General features: G+C 53.2%; 17 protein-coding genes and 1 pseudogene. 8 read left to right on the top strand and 10 right to left on the bottom strand.

What is annotated here, in order from left to right; genetic code table 11:
• The first annotated feature begins 52 nt into the window (after nt 1–52).
• From EK23_RS16245 to EK23_RS22660, 6 genes are all read left to right on the top strand, one after another.
• Entirely contained in the window at nt 53–925 is an 873-nt protein-coding gene (locus tag EK23_RS16245; RefSeq protein WP_045226451.1) for a glycosyltransferase family 2 protein, read from the top strand.
• A gap of 86 nt (nt 926–1,011) precedes the next feature.
• Nucleotides 1,012–1,434: a nucleotidyltransferase substrate binding protein gene (locus EK23_RS16240; RefSeq protein WP_045226450.1), complete on the top strand. Its 423-nt coding sequence runs from the start codon at nt 1,012–1,014 to the stop codon at nt 1,432–1,434.
• Nucleotides 1,435–1,436: 2 nt separating this feature from the next.
• Nucleotides 1,437–1,769, top strand: a complete 333-nt coding sequence (locus tag EK23_RS24730; protein ID WP_045226449.1) for a nucleotidyltransferase family protein — start codon at nt 1,437–1,439, stop codon at nt 1,767–1,769.
• Nucleotides 1,770–1,805: 36 nt separating this feature from the next.
• Nucleotides 1,806–2,969 (top strand): glycosyltransferase family 4 protein, encoded by a 1,164-nt coding sequence (locus EK23_RS22665; RefSeq protein ID WP_082054265.1) that lies wholly within the window; start codon nt 1,806–1,808, stop codon nt 2,967–2,969.
• Between the two features lie 10 nt (nt 2,970–2,979).
• Entirely contained in the window at nt 2,980–3,750 is a 771-nt protein-coding gene (locus tag EK23_RS16225) for a class I SAM-dependent methyltransferase (protein ID WP_200892177.1), read from the top strand.
• The gene (locus tag EK23_RS22660; protein ID WP_082054264.1) at nt 3,747–4,760 is read left to right on the top strand and encodes a glycosyltransferase family 4 protein; all 1,014 of its coding nucleotides are present in this window, start codon (nt 3,747–3,749) and stop codon (nt 4,758–4,760) included. The genes EK23_RS16225 and EK23_RS22660 overlap by 4 nt, the downstream gene beginning before the upstream one ends.
• Before the next feature lie 13 nt (nt 4,761–4,773).
• On the opposite strand, the gene EK23_RS16215 is transcribed toward EK23_RS22660, so the two are convergent.
• Genes EK23_RS16215 through EK23_RS16190 form a run of 6 tightly spaced genes read right to left on the bottom strand, consistent with a single transcriptional unit; the run spans nt 4,774 to nt 12,021 of the window.
• Complete coding sequence (locus tag EK23_RS16215; protein ID WP_145998705.1) at nt 4,774–5,886, bottom strand: glycosyltransferase family 4 protein; 1,113 nt, start codon at nt 5,884–5,886, stop codon at nt 4,774–4,776.
• Nucleotides 5,874–7,778, bottom strand: a complete 1,905-nt coding sequence (asnB, locus tag EK23_RS16210) for an asparagine synthase (glutamine-hydrolyzing) (protein ID WP_045226445.1) — start codon at nt 7,776–7,778, stop codon at nt 5,874–5,876. Before asnB ends, EK23_RS16215 begins: the two co-directional genes overlap by 13 nt.
• A complete protein-coding gene (locus EK23_RS16205) occupies nt 7,778–8,596 on the bottom strand; it encodes a class I SAM-dependent methyltransferase (RefSeq protein WP_045226444.1) in 819 nt (272 codons plus the stop codon). Before EK23_RS16205 ends, asnB begins: the two co-directional genes overlap by 1 nt.
• The gene (locus EK23_RS22655; protein WP_082054263.1) at nt 8,593–9,714 is read right to left on the bottom strand and encodes a glycosyltransferase; all 1,122 of its coding nucleotides are present in this window, start codon (nt 9,712–9,714) and stop codon (nt 8,593–8,595) included. Before EK23_RS22655 ends, EK23_RS16205 begins: the two co-directional genes overlap by 4 nt.
• Nucleotides 9,683–10,723: a class I SAM-dependent methyltransferase gene (locus EK23_RS22650; RefSeq protein WP_158002530.1), complete on the bottom strand. Its 1,041-nt coding sequence runs from the start codon at nt 10,721–10,723 to the stop codon at nt 9,683–9,685. Before EK23_RS22650 ends, EK23_RS22655 begins: the two co-directional genes overlap by 32 nt.
• On the bottom strand, nt 10,720–12,021 hold the full coding sequence (locus tag EK23_RS16190; protein ID WP_145998704.1) for an oligosaccharide flippase family protein: 1,302 nt from the start codon (nt 12,019–12,021) through the stop codon (nt 10,720–10,722). Before EK23_RS16190 ends, EK23_RS22650 begins: the two co-directional genes overlap by 4 nt.
• Before the next feature lie 139 nt (nt 12,022–12,160).
• Between EK23_RS16190 and EK23_RS24260 the strand changes: the two are divergent.
• Nucleotides 12,161–12,283 (top strand): annotated as a pseudogene (locus EK23_RS24260) (IS1595 family transposase); the annotation flags it as partial.
• Between the two features lie 35 nt (nt 12,284–12,318).
• On the opposite strand, the gene EK23_RS23375 reads toward EK23_RS24260, so the two are convergent.
• Nucleotides 12,319–12,801, bottom strand: coding sequence for a hypothetical protein (locus EK23_RS23375; RefSeq protein ID WP_145998703.1), 483 nt, complete (start codon nt 12,799–12,801; stop codon nt 12,319–12,321).
• Between the two features lie 103 nt (nt 12,802–12,904).
• Between EK23_RS23375 and EK23_RS16180 the strand changes: the two genes are divergently transcribed.
• Nucleotides 12,905–13,396 carry a hypothetical protein gene (locus EK23_RS16180; protein ID WP_045226441.1) on the top strand — a complete coding sequence of 164 codons (492 nt, stop codon included), beginning with the start codon at nt 12,905–12,907 and terminating at the stop codon, nt 13,394–13,396.
• Nucleotides 13,397–13,978: 582 nt separating this feature from the next.
• Here the strand turns inward: EK23_RS16180 and EK23_RS16175 are convergent.
• The 3 genes from EK23_RS16175 to EK23_RS16165 form a co-directional block, all read right to left on the bottom strand.
• Nucleotides 13,979–16,183, bottom strand: coding sequence for a TonB-dependent receptor (locus EK23_RS16175; RefSeq protein WP_097991012.1), 2,205 nt, complete (start codon nt 16,181–16,183; stop codon nt 13,979–13,981).
• Nucleotides 16,184–16,354: 171 nt separating this feature from the next.
• Entirely contained in the window at nt 16,355–16,801 is a 447-nt protein-coding gene (gene nikR, locus EK23_RS16170) for a nickel-responsive transcriptional regulator NikR (RefSeq protein WP_045226440.1), read from the bottom strand.
• Nucleotides 16,802–17,250: 449 nt separating this feature from the next.
• Nucleotides 17,251–17,508: transposase domain-containing protein (locus EK23_RS16165; protein ID WP_045224942.1), on the bottom strand; the 258-nt coding region annotated here is incomplete at its 5' end.

Here is a 17,508-nt window from a genome sequence, read left to right as displayed (position 1 = left end):
AACTGGATCCTTTGCATTGTGCCCTTACTGAGCCACTGAGAGTTTCGCGACGATGACCTCGACCTTCAGTATCGTACTTCCCGCTCATAATGAGGCAGTCAACTTGCCGATTCTTCTACGGAGGCTGAAGCAGCAGTTTCGTGATGCCGAGATTGTTGTCGTCGATGACGGCTCCGGTGACAAGACCAGCGAGGTCGCAATACATGAAGGCGTCATGTCGATTCGACATCCACGTCGCCTAGGTAATGGTGCAGCCATCAAGACCGGTGCCAGGCATGCGAAAGGAGAAATCGTTGTGTTCATGGACGCAGACGGCCAGCATGACCCCGCCGATATACCACGCCTTCTAGAAAAAATAGCAGAAGGCTATTACATGGTGGTCGGCGCTCGTACTGGGCGTTCACACGCCTCCTTTGGCCGAAGAATCGCCAATGGTTTCTACAATCGCCTTGCCAGCATCATGACGGGATACCGGATACTGGACTTGACCTCGGGCTTCCGAGCTGTCCGGGCCAAGGAATTCCGGAAGTTTCTTTATTTGCTCCCCAACGGCTTTTCCTATCCGACGACCAGCACCATGGCCTTCTTCCGTGCGGGCTATCCAGTGGCCTATGTTCCAATTACAGCAGGAAAGCGTTCCGGCAAAAGCAAGATAAGGCTGCTGCGAGACGGTGCTCGGTTCTTCTTGATCATCATGAAAATCGGCGCGTTGTTCTCCCCTATGCGCTTCTTCCTGCCGATTAGTGCGTTCCTGTTCAGTTCAGGGGCCGGGCTCTACGCGTACAACTACTATACGCAGGCACGCTTCACCAACATGAGCCTGTTGCTCTTCATGTCCGCCCTGTTTACATTCTTGATCGGGATCGTCTCGGAGCAGGTCTCTTCCCTGCACTATCGTGGCATTGAAGACTCTGACGGAAAATGACAAGCAACGGCATGTGCCGCGTTCTTAGTAACCAAGCGTGAAGATTATTGCGAACGCTCATGCAATTGGATTAAATTTCAGGCCCTATGTCGCACGATACCGCTCAACCAGAATTTCGCTGGCAAAATCGCCTCGCAAACTATTCGCGAGCCCTGACCTCGCTATCAGCAGCGGTTGAATTATCCAGACAACGACCGCTCTCCGACCTAGAGAAGCAAGGCGTAATCCAGGCATTCGAGTTTACGCATGAGCTCGCCTGGAACGTCATGAAGGATTACTTTTTTTACCAAGGCAATTCCAGCATTACCGGATCACGCGACGCAACACGAGAGGCTTTCGCAAACGGCCTTATCATGGACGGCGAAGGCTGGATGGAAATGGTCGCCAGTCGAAACAAAACATCCCACACCTATAATCAAGCCGTCGCCGAGGGTATTGTGGAACAGATCGTCACCCGGTATCACTCACTATTTCAAATGTTTTTGGAAAAAATGAAGGCCATCCATTAAATATGCCCTTCGGCTTGCCAAATGAGATCGTTAAAAGAATCGCAAGCGTATTCCAAGGCGATGCACGAATTCTTCATGTCTGGCTCTACGGTTCTCGCGTGAAAGGGCGCGCGCGGGAGGGTTCCGACATCGACCTTTGCCTTGAGTCGCCGCAACTCAACTTGTCTGACCTAAGCAACTACGAGATGAAGATTGATGATCTGTTACTCCCATGGAAAGTGGATATGACACTCATGCATACGCTTGACACTCCAGAACTTATCGCCCAAATTCGAAAGTATGGAATTGATCTACTGCGACTCGGACAGAAAAGAAACACGGAAAACCTCCAGTGACGGTCTGCAATAAGCCAACTCTCGGTTTACTAGGACATGAAGCCGAAAACTAATTTCGAATCGATTCTTCTCGTTACGCGAAACTTCCCACCACGCTTGGGCGGGATGGAAAAACTGAATTGGCATATAGCCGACGAATTAGCCAAGCGAAGCAAGGTTACTGTCGTTGCGCCCCATGGTGCCGCGAACTGTGGTTTACCAGGAAACGTAGAAGTTATCGAAGTCAGGCTCTCGCCCGTCCCCATATTCCTGCTTGAGGCGACGTGGCAAACTTTCCGTGTCGCAAGAAGTATTCGCCCAAGTATTGTATTGGCTGGCAGCGGACTAACAGCCCCTATCGTCTGGCTGGCCGCACGGGTCACAGGCGCCAGACCCCTTGCCTATCTGCACGGTCTGGACATTACCGTCGCCCACACGTTGTACCGTAAGCTCTGGCTTCCTTGTATACGCCGGATGGACCGAATCATCGCTAACAGCCGTGCCACGGCACGCCTCGCAGAGTTCGCGGGCATTCCCGCTGAACGCATCACGGTTTTAAACCCAGGAGTTTCAATTCCCCACTTAGATCCAAGCGCTCGAAGCCGATTCCGGACGACTTATGGCCTTGGCGATCGACTAATACTGCTCTCTGTCGGGCGTCTAACGCAGCGAAAAGGAATACTCGAATTCATCAGCGAATGCATGCCCAGAATTGTCGAGTCTTATCCCAACTGCCTGCTACTAATTGCGGGCGACGCGCCGCTCTTTGCATTACATAAAGCAAACATCAGCAAGGAAAATGTGTTGGCAACTGCCCAAAGTTGCGGTGTGTCTGAGAATGTTCTGCTCGTGAATTCTCCTTCCGACACAGAACTAGCCGATGTCTATTGGGGGTCGGACGTCCATGTTTTTCCAGTCTTGGGAATTCCGGATAATCCTGAAGGCTTTGGAATGGTTGCAGCGGAAGCCGCCGCCCACGGCTTGCCGACCATCGCATTTGCGGTCGGGGGAGTACCAGACGCAGTTCAAGATGGCGTATCTGGACGACTGGCCGAACCGGGAGACTATTTAGGATTGGCTGAAAAGATCATTGAAACCTTGTCAGGTCGTGAAGCTTTCAATTTGGAAAGCTGTCGAAACTTCGCCAGAACGCAGGAATGGTCTCTCTTCGGAGAGAGGCTGATTCAAGCATGCGAATATCTCACGCCTGCAACCGCATAAATCAGAGTCCGTGGCAGATTCCGGCCTAAATCCAAAGCCAATCCAAATGACGGCAGCGAAGTTAGAACGCCAGTCACACGCCGTTCTCGATCTACCATCTCGGTACAAGAAAGCCTTAAAGATCGATCGTTTGCTGCAACTTTCCACCTTGCCATCGCCGATCAGAATGCTTGAAATCGGGACAGGTTCTGGCGGGATCGCGCACTACTTTGCGCAACATCGCAGTTTAAATTGCGAGGTAACAGCTGTTGATGTAATGGATCAGCGATTGGTGAAGGATGGCTATCAGTTCGTTACAGTGCAGGACACGCGACTGCCGTTCCGCGCATCCAGTTTTGATGTCGTATTGAGCAACCACGTTATCGAGCATGTGGGTGACACCAAAGCCCAAATCATACATCTAAACGAAATACACCGTGTGCTCAAAAAGACCGGAATTGGATACCTAGCAGTTCCAAACCGTTGGATGCTCATCGAGCCGCATTTCAGGCTGCCCTTTTTGAGCTGGCTTCCAGACGTCTTGAGAACGCCTTATCTCCGACTAATGAAACGAGGTGTTCGTTACGACTGCAACCCTTTAACAATTCGGAAGATACAGGAACTACTGGATTCGACCGGGTTCTCATTTATGTTCCTAAGTACCAAAGCGATTAGGGAAATGTTGAGCATCGAGGGCACAAACTCTGGCATTTTAAACCTGTTAGCATTTGTGCCGAGCGAGGTTCTGGATAGGCTCGCCTGGATAAATCCGACGTTGATTTACAGAATCGAGAAATCGTGACCAACCTTCAGCCCGCTGTTTGGTTCCCCGCGGTTCGCTGCCACAGTGGCGCGGATAGTTTTACAGAACGGTTGGTCGCAGCTTTAAATCAGATTGGTATCCGTGCAGAAATAACTTGGCTGCCGCACCGGACAGAGTTTGCTCCTTGGACTTTCCCAGTGCCGCAACCACCATCTTGGGCCAATATTGTTCATATCAACTCCTGGCTTCCATCCCAATTCATACCACCCGCCTTACCAATCGTAGTCACGCTTCATTTTTGTGTGCACGACCCTATCTTGAAGCCATATAAGAGTTTCATACAGGCGCTTTATCACAGGTATTATATATATCCTAGAGAAGCCGCCAATCTCAAGCGCGCCCAACGTATCATCGCCGTAAGCCATTACACGGCAAACAAGGCTGAGATGGCATTTGGCTTTGGACCCATCGAAATCATTCATAATGGCGTCGATACAGTGCAATTCGCTCCGATACTCAGAACCGCACCACATCACCCATTCCGTCTACTTTACGTCGGAAATTGGTCGGCACGGAAAGGAGTGGATTTGCTCGCGCCTTTGATGAAAATATTGGGGCAGTATTTTGAGTTGCGATACACCGCAGACCGTGGTGGACAACACAAGCAATATCCTTTGCCCGGCAATTGCATCAATATTGGGCGATTATCGGTGGAGAAACTGGTAAGTGCGTATCACGAAGCCGATGCTTTGCTTTTCCCCAGCCGCCTGGAGGGATTGCCGTTGACGCCTCTCGAAGCCATGGCTTGCGGGCTACCGGTTATTGCCGCAAAAACAACATCGCTGCCTGAGGTGATCGAACACGGTGTTACGGGTTGGCTTTTTGAGCAAGATAATCTACAAGACTTTGTTCGAAACTGCCAGAAGCTGGCCGCAAACCCAGCCATCTGGTGCAATATGGGCAAGTTGGCAAGAGAGCGGGCGGCAACAAACTTTGCTGAAAACGAAATGGTTACGTGCTATCGAAATATCTACCAATCGTTGATTTAGAGTCTGTGACGCGTTAAAGCGACTCAAAAAGCTCAATATATTGTTGTGCCACTGATTCCAAGGAAAACTGCGTTTCAACCAGCGTCCGACAGGCTTGCGACATGGCGCGCCACCGATCCGGCGTGATACTCAATGCTTCTGCCAAAGCAGCTTCTACTTCCTCCGGGTTGGCAGAATCGAAGACCCACCCCATGCCTTTCGTCAAGAATGTATCAAGCCCACCACAACGGCTGAGCAAACAGGGCAGACCATAAGAAAGCGCTTCCAGAGCGGCATTGGATAGCCCTTCGAAACGAGATGGCAGAATGAAAAGCTCAGCCTTTTCTAATTCATTGGCCACCGCCTCATGCGATTGTTCCCCCAAAAACTCCACGTCATTTTCTAAGTTCAGCGTGCTCGCCAGATGCTCCAAATGAGGGCGCATATCGCCATCACCGACCAAAGTCAGCTTGAAAGTGAAACCCTTTTGCTTCAAACGACAAAGGCAAGGAAAGAGCAATTCTAGACCTTTGGGGTAGACCAACCGGCCCACAAACACCAAGCGACCGACTTTCCCTTTCGGGCCTTGGGCACGACGCGAGCTGAGAGAGACGCCGTTGGGGATATAAGCGGTTCTTTTGGGCTGTACGCCAATTTTCCGCAAATTCTGTTCAATGCCTGGCGCGATATAGTTGACGCATTCACATTGCTGATTGAGCAAAAGCACCAGCTTATCAGTGGCGGGCAGGGAACGGAGCAGCGCAAAATCGGCCTTATCCTCACTGCCGGCAGAGGCAGGAACCGCGATTAAGGGCAAACCAACCAAGGCAACGTGTTTGAGAAACGCCACGCTGAGGGCCGCTTCCCCCAGAAAGCGGCAATAGATCAAATCGTACTGATGCCTACGACGAAGCAGAAAAGCTGCCACTGACAAAAAGTAGCTGGCACCGCGCAGCGATCGACCACCCTGCCGAAATACCGAAAGGCGGAAAAGATTTACTCCCTCGTGTGTCGCGTTGGGGATACGGTGACCGGCAATATCAACCCGATGTCCAAGTTCCACCCATTGTCTCGCCAGGCGCCAAGCTTGCATTTCGGCGCCCCCGATGACGAATGGCGGCACATCCCCCAAAACTAGGATACGCATAAGCGCCACTCTTGTAGCCAGGCCATTAACATAAGCACATTCCACAATGCATAACCGGCGTTGATTCTTCCCTGGCAGTGCTGACGCCAAATCCCTTGGACGGCGCTCGCATTCAATTGAGGGCAAATTGCTAAAGAACGATGTGATAGCAGTTCTTCTGCCCATTCACGCAGCGGCCCGCGTAGCCAATCATCGATTGGAATGCCAAACCCCTGCTTGGGACGCTCAAATAATACGGATGGCACATACTTACACAAAACCTGTCGGAGGAGCCACTTCCCTGATCCATCTCGATACTTGAAAGAAAAAGGCAAGCCCCACGCCCACTCCACCAGGCGATGATCCAGCAACGGCACCCGCATTTCGAGGCCGACAGCCATGCTCGCGCGATCGACCTTGACCAAGATGTCATCAGGCAAATACAAAGTCTGATCGCGGTACATCATACGAGCAGGCAACTCTTCGACACCTTTGGGCAAAGGCTGCATGACATCCCACAAAGGACGCGATCGATCCGAGAAAATCGCCGGGTCAGGCACGGGAGACGAAAAGGCTAAGTAAAACGCATCGAAATTTGGCGCCGCCAAGCGCCGCAAGAGTCGCCAAAGCCGGTAAGAGAACAACGGTGAGCTATTACCATCCAACCAACGTCGGCAACAATGAGGAAGTTTGCTGTAACTCCTCCAAAGCCGTAGCGCTGTGGAATAACGCCCATACCCAAAAAACAACTCGTCCCCCCCATCGCCACTCAATGCGACCTTAACGTGCTGCCTGATGAGTGAAGTGAGAAGCAGGGTGGGAAGCTGGGAAGAATCGGCAAAAGGTTCGTCATAGACCTGTGGCAACTTTGGGATCAGATCCAGTGCGTCCGTTGCCTTTAAGCGCGCTTCTGTGTGAGCTGTCCCCAAATGTTGGGCTACCTTACCGGCATAGACAGCCTCATCGAAGCCCGATTCTTCGAAACCGATAGTGAATGTTTTGATCGGTCGATCTGAAACAGCTTGCATCAAAGCGACAATGCTCGTTGAGTCAATACCGCCGGAAAGGCACGCTCCCAAAGGTACATCAGAGAGCATGCGATCGCGCACCGACTCTTTCAGCAAGCACTCCAATTGAACTTCGGCTTCCTCGATTCCCGGCTTGGCTGAATCATTTGGTCTCAGAGCATTAGCAGCAATCTCCGGCAAGGACCAATACGCTCTGACTGCCGCGCGAAAACCTTCAATGTCCATCGCTCGGTTAGCATCGCTCTCCCTCAACCAGAGGTAATGCGCCGCTGGTAGTTTGAACACGTTATTGACGATTGACCAGGGCGCTGGCACATACCCCAATCCCAACATCAATCCAAGCGCCTCGGAATCAAGGCTAACCGGATAGCAGGAGAGGATTGGCTTGAGTTCCGAAGAAAAAACGATCGTACCGTTTAGCCATCCCACATACAGAGGCTTTTCTCCCATCCGGTCGCGCGCTAGGCACAATCGCCGAGTCGATTTATCCCAAAGAGCAAATACAAACATTCCGTTGCAGTACTCGAGGGCTTTTTCTACTCCCCAATGCTCGATGGCAGCGAGCAAGGTTTCTGTATCGCTACTACCGCGAAATGATAAATTCGAATCCTGAGCCAGCAGCGTTTGACGCAATCCCAAGTGGTTGTAAATTTCTCCATTGTAAGTAATGACATAACGCCCGGAGCGCGACTGCATCGGCTGATGCCCGGCAGGAGAGAGGTCGAGAATGGCCAGCCGCTGGTGCGCCACACAAAATCCAACTTCACGGTCCAGATAGATACCCTCGTCATCCGGTCCGCGGTGCTGAATCAAAGACGACAGACGTCTTAAATGGGCAACATCAACCGCCTGACCCGGAGAAAAAGCACCGACCAAACCACACATCACTTGCCGCTTCTATCCATGGCAAAAACAAATTCGTTACATCCGGTGCCGCCTGCCATTGTTCGGAGCCTTACCAATCTGCCGCCTCTTCCCACCACGCAATCAAAAACCTCCTCCGGCTTTGCGTATTCATAAGGAAACCCGCCAACCCAATCGATCAGGTCGTGCCACGCCGACATCCCTCTGGATTTCTTTCCATACTGACGCCATTTTTCTAGTGGGCGTCCTTTGAAGACTCCGCGAATGATCCATCCTGATCGAGTGGTTAAAAGCGCATAGCCAATCAAAAATGGGCGTAGGAATCGATTCCGGTTATATAGTCTTTTTATGAACCACCAATATTTACTCGATTTTCCCGCATCGTTATAAATTGCAATGAATAGCTTACCTTCAGGTTCGACTAGAGGAATAATATTATCGAGAGCTTGCCACATATGTCCGGTGTGGTGTAGCACACCCCAAGAATAAACAATATCAAATAGCCCAAGCCTTGAAAGGTAATCTTTATCGAGAACCGAGCCTTGCTCTATAGTCCAGTGTGGATCATCAGGGAAATATTTTTCCCTTAATCGCTGGGTACAGGCCACACTGTTTGGATCAAAATCAAAAGAATGTACGATGGCACCAGCTCTGCGAGCCGCTAGGGAGAACAAACCGCTTCCAGAACCTGCATCAAGCAATCGCAATCCTTCTAGCGAATTGCAATTCAACATGGATTTCAGCGATGCCTCTGCTGCTGAGATTTGCTCATCCGTGAGAATGGCAAGAAACCTTTGCCAGTTTTCACCAAAAGCAAACCGCGTGTCTTCTAGATTCATAATCCAATTCCCAAAACAGCAAAATATTGTTCGACGACCCGATCTGACTGAAACCTATCAAGCGCCTCTTCCCTTAAAAAAACGGGGCTTTCACCAGCCAACACTTTGGATAAGGCCCGTGCAAGCTTTTCAGAATCTCCGGGCGGAATCAGCGTACCAAACCGGCCTTGTTCCAAAATTTCAGCTGGCCCAGAAGGACAATCGGTCGCTACGATAGGCACACCTAAAGCCAATCCTTCCAGCAATACTCCAGGCAACCCTTCCCAACGGGAAGAAAGCGCCAAGACCTTGGCTTTGGCCACCCAGGGTAGAGGATTGCAAATAAATCCCGGCATCCAGACCTGTTGGGCGATGCCAAGTTGACTGATCAGGCGATCCAAAGACTCGCGGTCTTCTCCCTCTCCCAGAATCGCCAAATGACAAGGGGTATGTTGTATCAATCGGGCAAATGCCCGTAGTAGGCAGGGATAATCCTTTTGCGCGACCAGTCTCCCCACGGCGATGACGATGGGAAGATCGTCGCGCCAGGGAAACTCGACCGGTTGCCTGGAGTGTTGGTTGACTTTTTCCGGGTCGATAGGGTTATAGATGACCTGGACGTGGTGCTCTGACACTCCCATAACCTCCACGACGCTTCGTGCCACACCGCGAGAAACTGCAACTACGTGGTCAGCCCACGGATAAACCAATTTTCCCAAAATACGGTTCCAGCTTTCATCCCAAAACGCTTTCTCCTGGTGTAGGCAAACTCTAAGATCAGCACGTTCGCTGAGTACACAGCGACTGGAGACATTGGCTAAGCGATGCGCGATGGCTAATGCGATGTTTGTATGCGTCAGGGCCGACATAACCGCTTTGGGACGGGCCTGCCTTAGATAGCAGACCAGCGCGGGGATCGCTCGACTCGGGCGCGACGAGTGGAGATCAACGAGGCGCACAAATTCGGAAACGCTCGAGATCAATGCCCCTTCACGGCGTGCAACCACCACATCGACCACCAATCCCCTCTGACAAAACAACTCCGCCAGCCGCAAGAAAACGCGCTCGGCCCCTCCTCCTTCGAGTGAGGGCAGTACCAGCGCAACATCAGGCTTTGGAAGCGGAAACGACGAGATCACCTTGCCACCTCAGAAACAGTGCTGTCAGCAATTCCAAGGACTGATAGCGAAAGTCGCTCTTGGCGCCAAGGAAAGCGGGCAGACAGACATTTTCCGCACCATCTGCCCCTTGTTTTCGCGCAAACGAAGCCTTCCAGTGCGATTGAACGTGGGCCCCGCGGTGCTCAAAGCGTACCTGAAATCCTTGCGCTTCGAGAATGGCGCGCAGATTGGCAATGGAAAAAAGGACGAGATGATGGGGTGATAAATCGAACCAATGCTTGCCGAACCAACGATGGATGATCGCCTCCACATTGGGCGTTGCGAGCCACAGGATTCCGCCCTTCTTCAAAAGGCGTGCACATTCGGCAATGACAGCGGCAGGTCGATGGACGTGCTCGATGACATGGGACAAGGTAATGGCATCGAACAAGGCCGCCTCAAAGCTTTGTGATTCCAGCGAACCGCAATAAGCATCCAGCCCTTGACTTCGTGCCGTGGCCACCGCCTTGGCATCGAAATCGACACCACAGACTTGCCAGCCGGCACTGCGCGCAGCCACCAGAAACTCGCCGTTGCCGCACCCAACGTCAAGCAGGCGATTCCTGCCTGGTTCAGGTTTTGGAAGGTGGCGCGCGGCATGGTCCCACTCCCAGCGAAACCACGGCGGCAGCAGATACATCAACGCGCGACCGCCCAAAACAACTGGTTCGTTACGATAGCCGTATTTCCAGTTGAGGTAATCGTTGCGAGTTCCCAAAGCGTGCCGACCCCAAAAACCGCGTTCACGATTTGGGGTTCCGGCATGGGTGAAATAGTGTTCATAGAGTCGCCCGATTGCTGCTCGATTGGGTCGCGGATCCAGGTAGAGAGCTTTGCAAGTTTCGCATTGGTAGTAATCCCACGTTCCTGGGGTGCCGCTATGCCAGTCGTCAACGTCTGAGTATTTCTTTTTCCGCCGTTCGATGTCGCACAAAGGACAGCGCCCCAAATGCTCCAGCTCGCCGGGCTGCCAACCATCAGAATTCATCTTCTCTTCACCGGTGCTTCTTTTCGTATCGATCGAGGTCGATGCAGCACAGGACATGCCATGGCCCCAGCCATCAGGATCTCAGCGGCATACGTCGCAACCGCTGCGCCTTGCCAGCCAAGAGTTGGGATCAATCCAATATTAATCAAAATGTTAGTACTTCCGCCCATGGCGACCGCCATCATTCCTACTTTGTGGCGACCGCTTGTGGCGAGCGCATATTGCAGCAGTAGCCGAGGAGACGAAACCAATGGCAACCAGCACAGCCACCTAACGACTTCAACCGCATCCGCGTAGGCCTCGCCAAGCAGAGAAGTCAGCAACGGAGCGGCAAAAAACAGCGCCAATCCCACCGCTGAACCATAACCGATCGCGATAGGCGCAACCCGCCGCGCGTATCGCCAGGCGCCGGCCACACCGACATGACCGGCGCGAAAGAAACGGGGTGCGGCTGAACTCAATAATGCATAGAGCGGTAGAAATACGATATCTACCACCCGATACCCCGCCGAATAGAGTCCAACCACCTCAAGCGAATTCAAACGCGCCAACATCAGCTTGTCGGCATCGACATATACCTTTTCGGCGATACCCCAAAAGGAAAAAACGATACCCTCTTCTATGCGCTCCCGAAGATGAGCGGCTTTCCCCCAGCGAGGAGCGCCCAAGTCTCGAAAAACTCTGTAATGCACATAGCAAGCCGAGACGAGCATCGCCACCGCGTACAATGCACACCAAGTCAACAAAGGAAATTTAAGCTTTTCCCATACGCTGAGCGCTAGCAGCGTTAACGCTGCCATCAAACGAAAAACCACCGGAGCCAACATCATATGGGACGAACGGCCCATGCGCTCGTAGCCCTGGTAAGCGAAACTCGCCAAATTGGCCAATGGCCAGAAAATCAGTTCGCCGACTCCCAAAAGAGCGATCGCAGATAGGGCGATGTACTGAGGAACGAGCCAGTTACTTGCAAGCAAATAGATGGGGAATACCATAGTGGTCCCGACCAGGAGCGACGAAATGGCATAGCCCCAACCGGCAGCAAAGCTTGCAGAATCGCGGGCGACGTCGCGAACCAACAACACATGCCCCCCCAAACCACAAAAATAGGAAAGGACACTGGCCAGCGTCAGCAGCGCTACGAAACTGCCATACCCTTCTACACCGAGAACCCGGGCCGTGATGAGAAACACCAACGCTTGGGAAACGGCTCGAAGCCCCATTCCACCCGTAACGATGGCTGTGTCTTTGGCCAGCTTTCCGGGACTCCAAGCCACAAAATGGCGCAGTGCGTTCAAGGCGACACGAGACTGCGGCCGCGATAACCAGTCGGCATAGTGCTTACAATGGAAAAATGATGCCGCGCGGCAGAGATCATGGAGAAACAATCAGGAAGACTAGGCCTACCAAGCGTAGCACGGTGACAGCATTAAACTCTCGGCGGGCATTCGTGTGATCACCAGCGTTTTTCACATCGAAAATGTCAACGCCTATGACAGTCGACTCAATCTGTGTATGGATCGGCTTCACGGAGTCGCCGCCAAAAACCTGGAGAATTACCACAGGCGCTGCCGCTGGCTGGAGCGCTGGGGCGATCACAACTCACCCAACATCACTGAAGGAGCACAGAAAGTAGCGGCAGCGAAGCGAAATTCGACGGTCCCTGCGCCGCCGCAGGCCCTGATGCTTTGTCGCAAGTGGAGTTTTAACGACGGTGCAGGCAAAACATGGGGTGCGTCCGTCGATGTGTTAACTATATCAAAGTATTTCGCGGAAAGGCGGCGCCGGAGCCGTGTTGCACTCATAAAGGTTCGTGCCACCGACTCCTCGGCAACGCCCAGAATTTTCTGGCCGTCATTCACACGCTTGACTTCCAGTTCCTTGAATTTCAATACGTATACTTTTTTCGCAGCACTAATGAAACGATCCGCTAAATGACAGCATCTTGTTATGCCGTGAACATTCTGGGTTCGTTTCTTGTTGTATAGAGATAATTGAATTGCTAGATATTTCACAGAAATAATATATCGCAATTTCGATGTGAAAGCTTCGCTGAAATATCCATTTGTCTCCGGCACAGTATTCCTCGCGATACGGACGACGATTCATCTATCAAGTTCCATATCGGGTTATTGTAGTTTATCTGGCCGGCAATACCGGTCCTATAGCTTGGAGACGGTCATGAATACTGATCTTGTACAAGGCGAACTCAAACCGGAACAGGAGCAATCCATTTTGAAGGCAATTGAAGACATCAAGGCCCAACTGCCATTCCTGGTGGTTCTAAATGCTGCTGACCGCCGCGCCTTACCGAAAATGGGAGACAAGAGTCGCGCCTTCGTCGACCATGCCTTGGTTCTTGCGAAGCAGAATGAAGGCATTTTGCCGCGCAATTTTGATCTTAACGGGTTTTCCCGTGATGTGTCTCTGGTTCGGGACATGGAGTCTGTGGTGAGCGCTATCCGCCAACTGGCAAGTTCGATAGAAGATACTTTCCTCGCCGCAGGCAGTGATGCCTACACCCAGGCGCTAGTTGTCTATCAGACGGCAAAATTAGCTGGCAAGGATGGTTCTTTGAGCCAGCACCTTGACAGTTTGAGCAAGCGGTTTGCGAGGAAGTCCTCAAGCAGCGAACAAGTTTTGCCAGTTCCTGCGCTAGCCGCGACGCCCTGAATGCCTGCGCGTGCCAGGTGAAATTGACCCTCGCGGCAGTTGCCTGATCCAGCTTAGTTCAACAACGATGAGGCTTAAAGCCCTTACACTTGAGTGTTGAACAACTGCCACCAACAAAACCTCTCGAACCGTCGGGAATTTTCAGAGGAAAGCCGGGATAATCGCGAGACGGACCGAGTTCTGAGATGGAATGGATAAGAACGTTTCTCCGCATGACGGGAACAAAACCAAGTCTGTCGAGAAAACTTTCAGGATGGTCTCGTAATTTTCTCGGCCTTTCCTCTTTTGATTGCGATAGGCGCTGAAAGCCACTCCGTCGAATTTGCCTCCTGATCCTTCCCCGAAAGGAATGTATTTGGAGGGTGAAGTATAGGCGAGCCAACCGCGTTTGGGACCAGGCAATCATTGGAGACGACTCGATCCAGATTTAAGCTGCGCTGGCGAGTGACTTCGGATTTCCAGTCCGTCATCAGCCTCTTGGTTTACGTTTCTGAATTTCCCAGGTGCCCGGCGCAAGCCGAAGTACACAATTCTCGTGCTCGCGCGCCGGAGAAAGCGGTTGTTTCGGGAGAAGCGGCCATTTCAAAAACTCACCGATGCGGTCACGCGTACCATGCGCGGCATGACCGGGTGCTTGAGGATCCCATCCACGCCCACTCCGGGTGTGCCGCCGGGCTGGTCGTTGTAGGTGTAGTCGTAGGCAATGTCATTGGCCTTCGAGTTGAAGAGATTGAAGATATCCAATTCGACCTTGTAGTTCTGGTATTGATAGCCGCCACCCAACGTGACCAGGGTCGTGCTGCCGCCCCAAGCCTTGTTCCCTGAAGCGTCGTAATTGGTTTCCGACAAGGGCATCTGGCCGAAATGACGCAGCCTAGCGACGCCATAAAGGTTGTATGGGAACTGAATCACCGCGCCGGCACTGATCACGCGCCCCACTGAATTCGGGACATTGTTGGCGTAACGCGGCACGCCCAGGTACTCCGCTGAAGCAAATGCGAGATCCGCGTCCAGGGTCAGCCAGTCGGTGGGCTTGTAATAATTGGTCCACTCCACGCCAACCCGCTCGCTTTCTCCCGTGGGTTCTGTGGTGCCGGCATCGCCGGCAAATACCAGTTCCGAGGCCGAGCGCAAGTACCAAACCGCCAGGGTAGACGTGAGGCCTTCGACTGCCTGGGTACGGATGCCACCCTCGGCGCCACGCTGCTTGGCCATGGGCGAGACCCTGTTCTGGAATGTTCCATCCGGGGCGACCCGCGTCGTGGTGCCGCGCGCATCGTTCGAATGCAGGCCGTAGCCCAGGTTGATGAAGAATTCGGTATCGTACCAGGGACCGAAGATCAGGCTCAGCTTGGGACTCACGAAGGTCGATGTGCGGTTGCCGGAATTGACCGGGTTGAGCCGATCGGTCACATCCATCACGAAGGTGTCGGTGCGCAATCCCGCGATGGTGCGGAACTTCTCCAGCCAGTGAGTCTGGTTCTTGTAATAGAAGGAGTAACTGGTTTCTTCGACATCGCTCAGCGACTTGCGGTCAAGCAACTGGCGGTTCTGCGTGTGATTGAGTCCAAGGCCGTTGATGCTGTCGTGACGCACTTGGAAGCCAAAGGTATTATCCACGTCGAAGCCAAACCAGTTGTTGTAGAAGGTCGTTTCGCCATTGCCACCGCCGATGACGCGCCGCTCCTTCTGCTCGATCTGGTCTCCACGGATCGGATCATCGAGGAAATAGGTAAAGTTAGAATACAACTGCACGTCGTAGTAGGCGGCGTAGATGTTCAACTCGCTCTTATAATTGTCGCCCTTGCTCCAGAGATTGCTGGCGAGGGAGTAGCGGTTGGTGTTGCCTCCGTCGGTAGGGTCCATGGTGCCGTACAGGTCCAGGCGGCCCTGTTCCACCAAGGCCTCCGGAATCTGATTGGTGGCGGTCCAGCGCGAGTGATAGATCTTGCCGTTGATCGAGCCCCCCCAATTCCCCTCGTCCACCGTATAGCGCAGCATGCCGTTGTACTTGTCCGAATGCTCCGGCTGAACCCAGGGGCCGTTGAAGAAATTCACTTCCGCGCCATACAGCAGGTCGCCACGCCCGATGCGGTTGGAGTTGGCGGCTACGCCGCGATAGAAGTCGTACTCGCCACCGGTGAACTTAACGAAGCCCTCAGGCAGGGAATGGAAGGTGTGCATGCGCGCATAGCCGGCCGAAGAGAAATCGCCGGCGTCGACGTAATACGGCCCCTTGCCGTATTCGACCTTGTCCACCAGTTCAGGAATGACACTGTTGAGATCCAGGTAGCCCTGGCCATGGGCGTGGGTGGGGAGATTCATGGGCACGCCATCCAAGGTGACCGAAAAATCGGTGCCATGGTCAAGATTGAAGCCACGCAGAAAGTACTGGTTGGCCTTCCCCGACCCACTGTGCTGCGTTGCAATGGCGCCTGGCACTACTTCCACCAGTTCCCCGACGCGGGATAGTGGGCGGAATTTGAATTCCGGCTGACCTACCTCGCCTTGGGACGCGGACGTGGCAATTCCCAAAAGATCGGACGCACGCCCTTCCACCTTGACCGTCTCCAAAGTGGTAGTTTGTGCGGCTTCGGTGTCCTCCGTCTGCTGCGGATGCGCCAGTACGTTGGCTGCCAGCAGGCACGCGGAGAAGGGAAAAACTAGTTGAAAATAGACACGAGTTCTGCGGCTAAGTGCGTCCGATAGATCCGAGCGGTTCATGAAGTTACCCTGGCTTAAAGATGACTTATCGCGCAGCGCACCCATTGGGCTGTAGCCGCGCATCTTTAAACCTCTTCGTGGGTTGGGGAAAACTATTGTCCCCACCGGCCGATTCAGTTCGGTTGGCTGGTGGCTCCCCTTGTTGTTATGGTGCGCCCTCTAAGAAGGGCAAAACGATTATACCGAACCGTATGAAGAAGTGAATTTTTGTCTTAATTTCGACGGGATGGACTGTCAGGTGCGTGGACTGACATGTACATGCTGATGTTCTGCTTCGTTCAATTCGACCGGTATTAAGTTCAAGGCCCCATGCCGAACTCCGCGCTCTGCGCAAGTTTGTTCAGCGAACGCGCGCACCAAATGCGTCGCCCCCTTCAGAAACAGTGTCTCCAGGCACTGCTCGTGATCCAAGTGAACATGCGTCGATGAAACCACCATATCATGAGCATGGTGCTGCGAGGTGGTCAGTCGCTCTGCGAGCCGACGTTCGTGGTGGTTGTAGACATAGGACAAGGTTGCCACGCAATGTGGCGCCTCGCCCTGAGACAGGCGGTCGCCTTCGATCTCCTTGCGTATGAGATCGCGCACTGCCTCCGACCGGCTGGTGTAACCCCGTGCGCGGATCAGGTGGTCGAAACCATTGGCCAGTGCTTCATCGAGCGAGATAGTGAATCGTTCCATTTGGGCTTCCACGGTTGAAGCCGCGCACTATAAACGAAGCGCTGCAACGCTGGCAAAATTGACGCCCAATGAGATCGCGCCAGCGGCAAGCAGCCTTCCCCCCCGAAAACGACCTTTGTGCCGGAGGGAGGGCGTTTGATTTACGGCTCCACGGGCTTAGGATGGGTGTCGCTGGGCATAAAGAAAAGCTGCGTCTGCAGTATCCGTTGAAACATGCTCGTCGACCCCGTCTCATGGATAGGGGGTGGAACCTTGATGGGCGCAGTCAATATCGACCCCGCTTCCTCGACCCAGCGTCGTACCCCCCCATCCCATCCTTACCCCTGCCAGGGGGAAGGTGAAGAAATCTGGAGAAGCCTCCACAGAATGACGGCTCCAGTGCCAGAGCGCAGTAAGCGCGTGGCGATCCCATGTTGACGCAATCCGGAATCGGATCGCGCTTGGAGGAACTAAGCGGGAGTGGTTTCAAGCTGCCAGCGATGCGGCAGAAGTTCATGAATCCGATGGGCGGGTTGCGTCGGAAGTCGCGTGAGCACGTCTTTCAAATAGACGTAGGGGTCGTGACCATTGAGTTTCGCCGACTGGATCAGGCTCATGATGGCAGCCGCGCGCTGACCGGCACGCAGACTTCCGGCGAATAGCCAATTGCGGCGCCCCAAGGCCACCGGGCGGATGCGGTTCTCGAGCCAGTTGTTATCCAAAGGCAC

Origin of the sequence: Methyloterricola oryzae, assembly GCF_000934725.1 — a bacterium.
Taxonomy (GTDB): Bacteria; Pseudomonadota; Gammaproteobacteria; order Methylococcales; family Methylococcaceae; genus Methyloterricola; species Methyloterricola oryzae.
The sequence above is the reverse complement of the archived record's forward strand: the minus strand, read 5'-3'. Positions and strand labels throughout refer to the sequence as shown.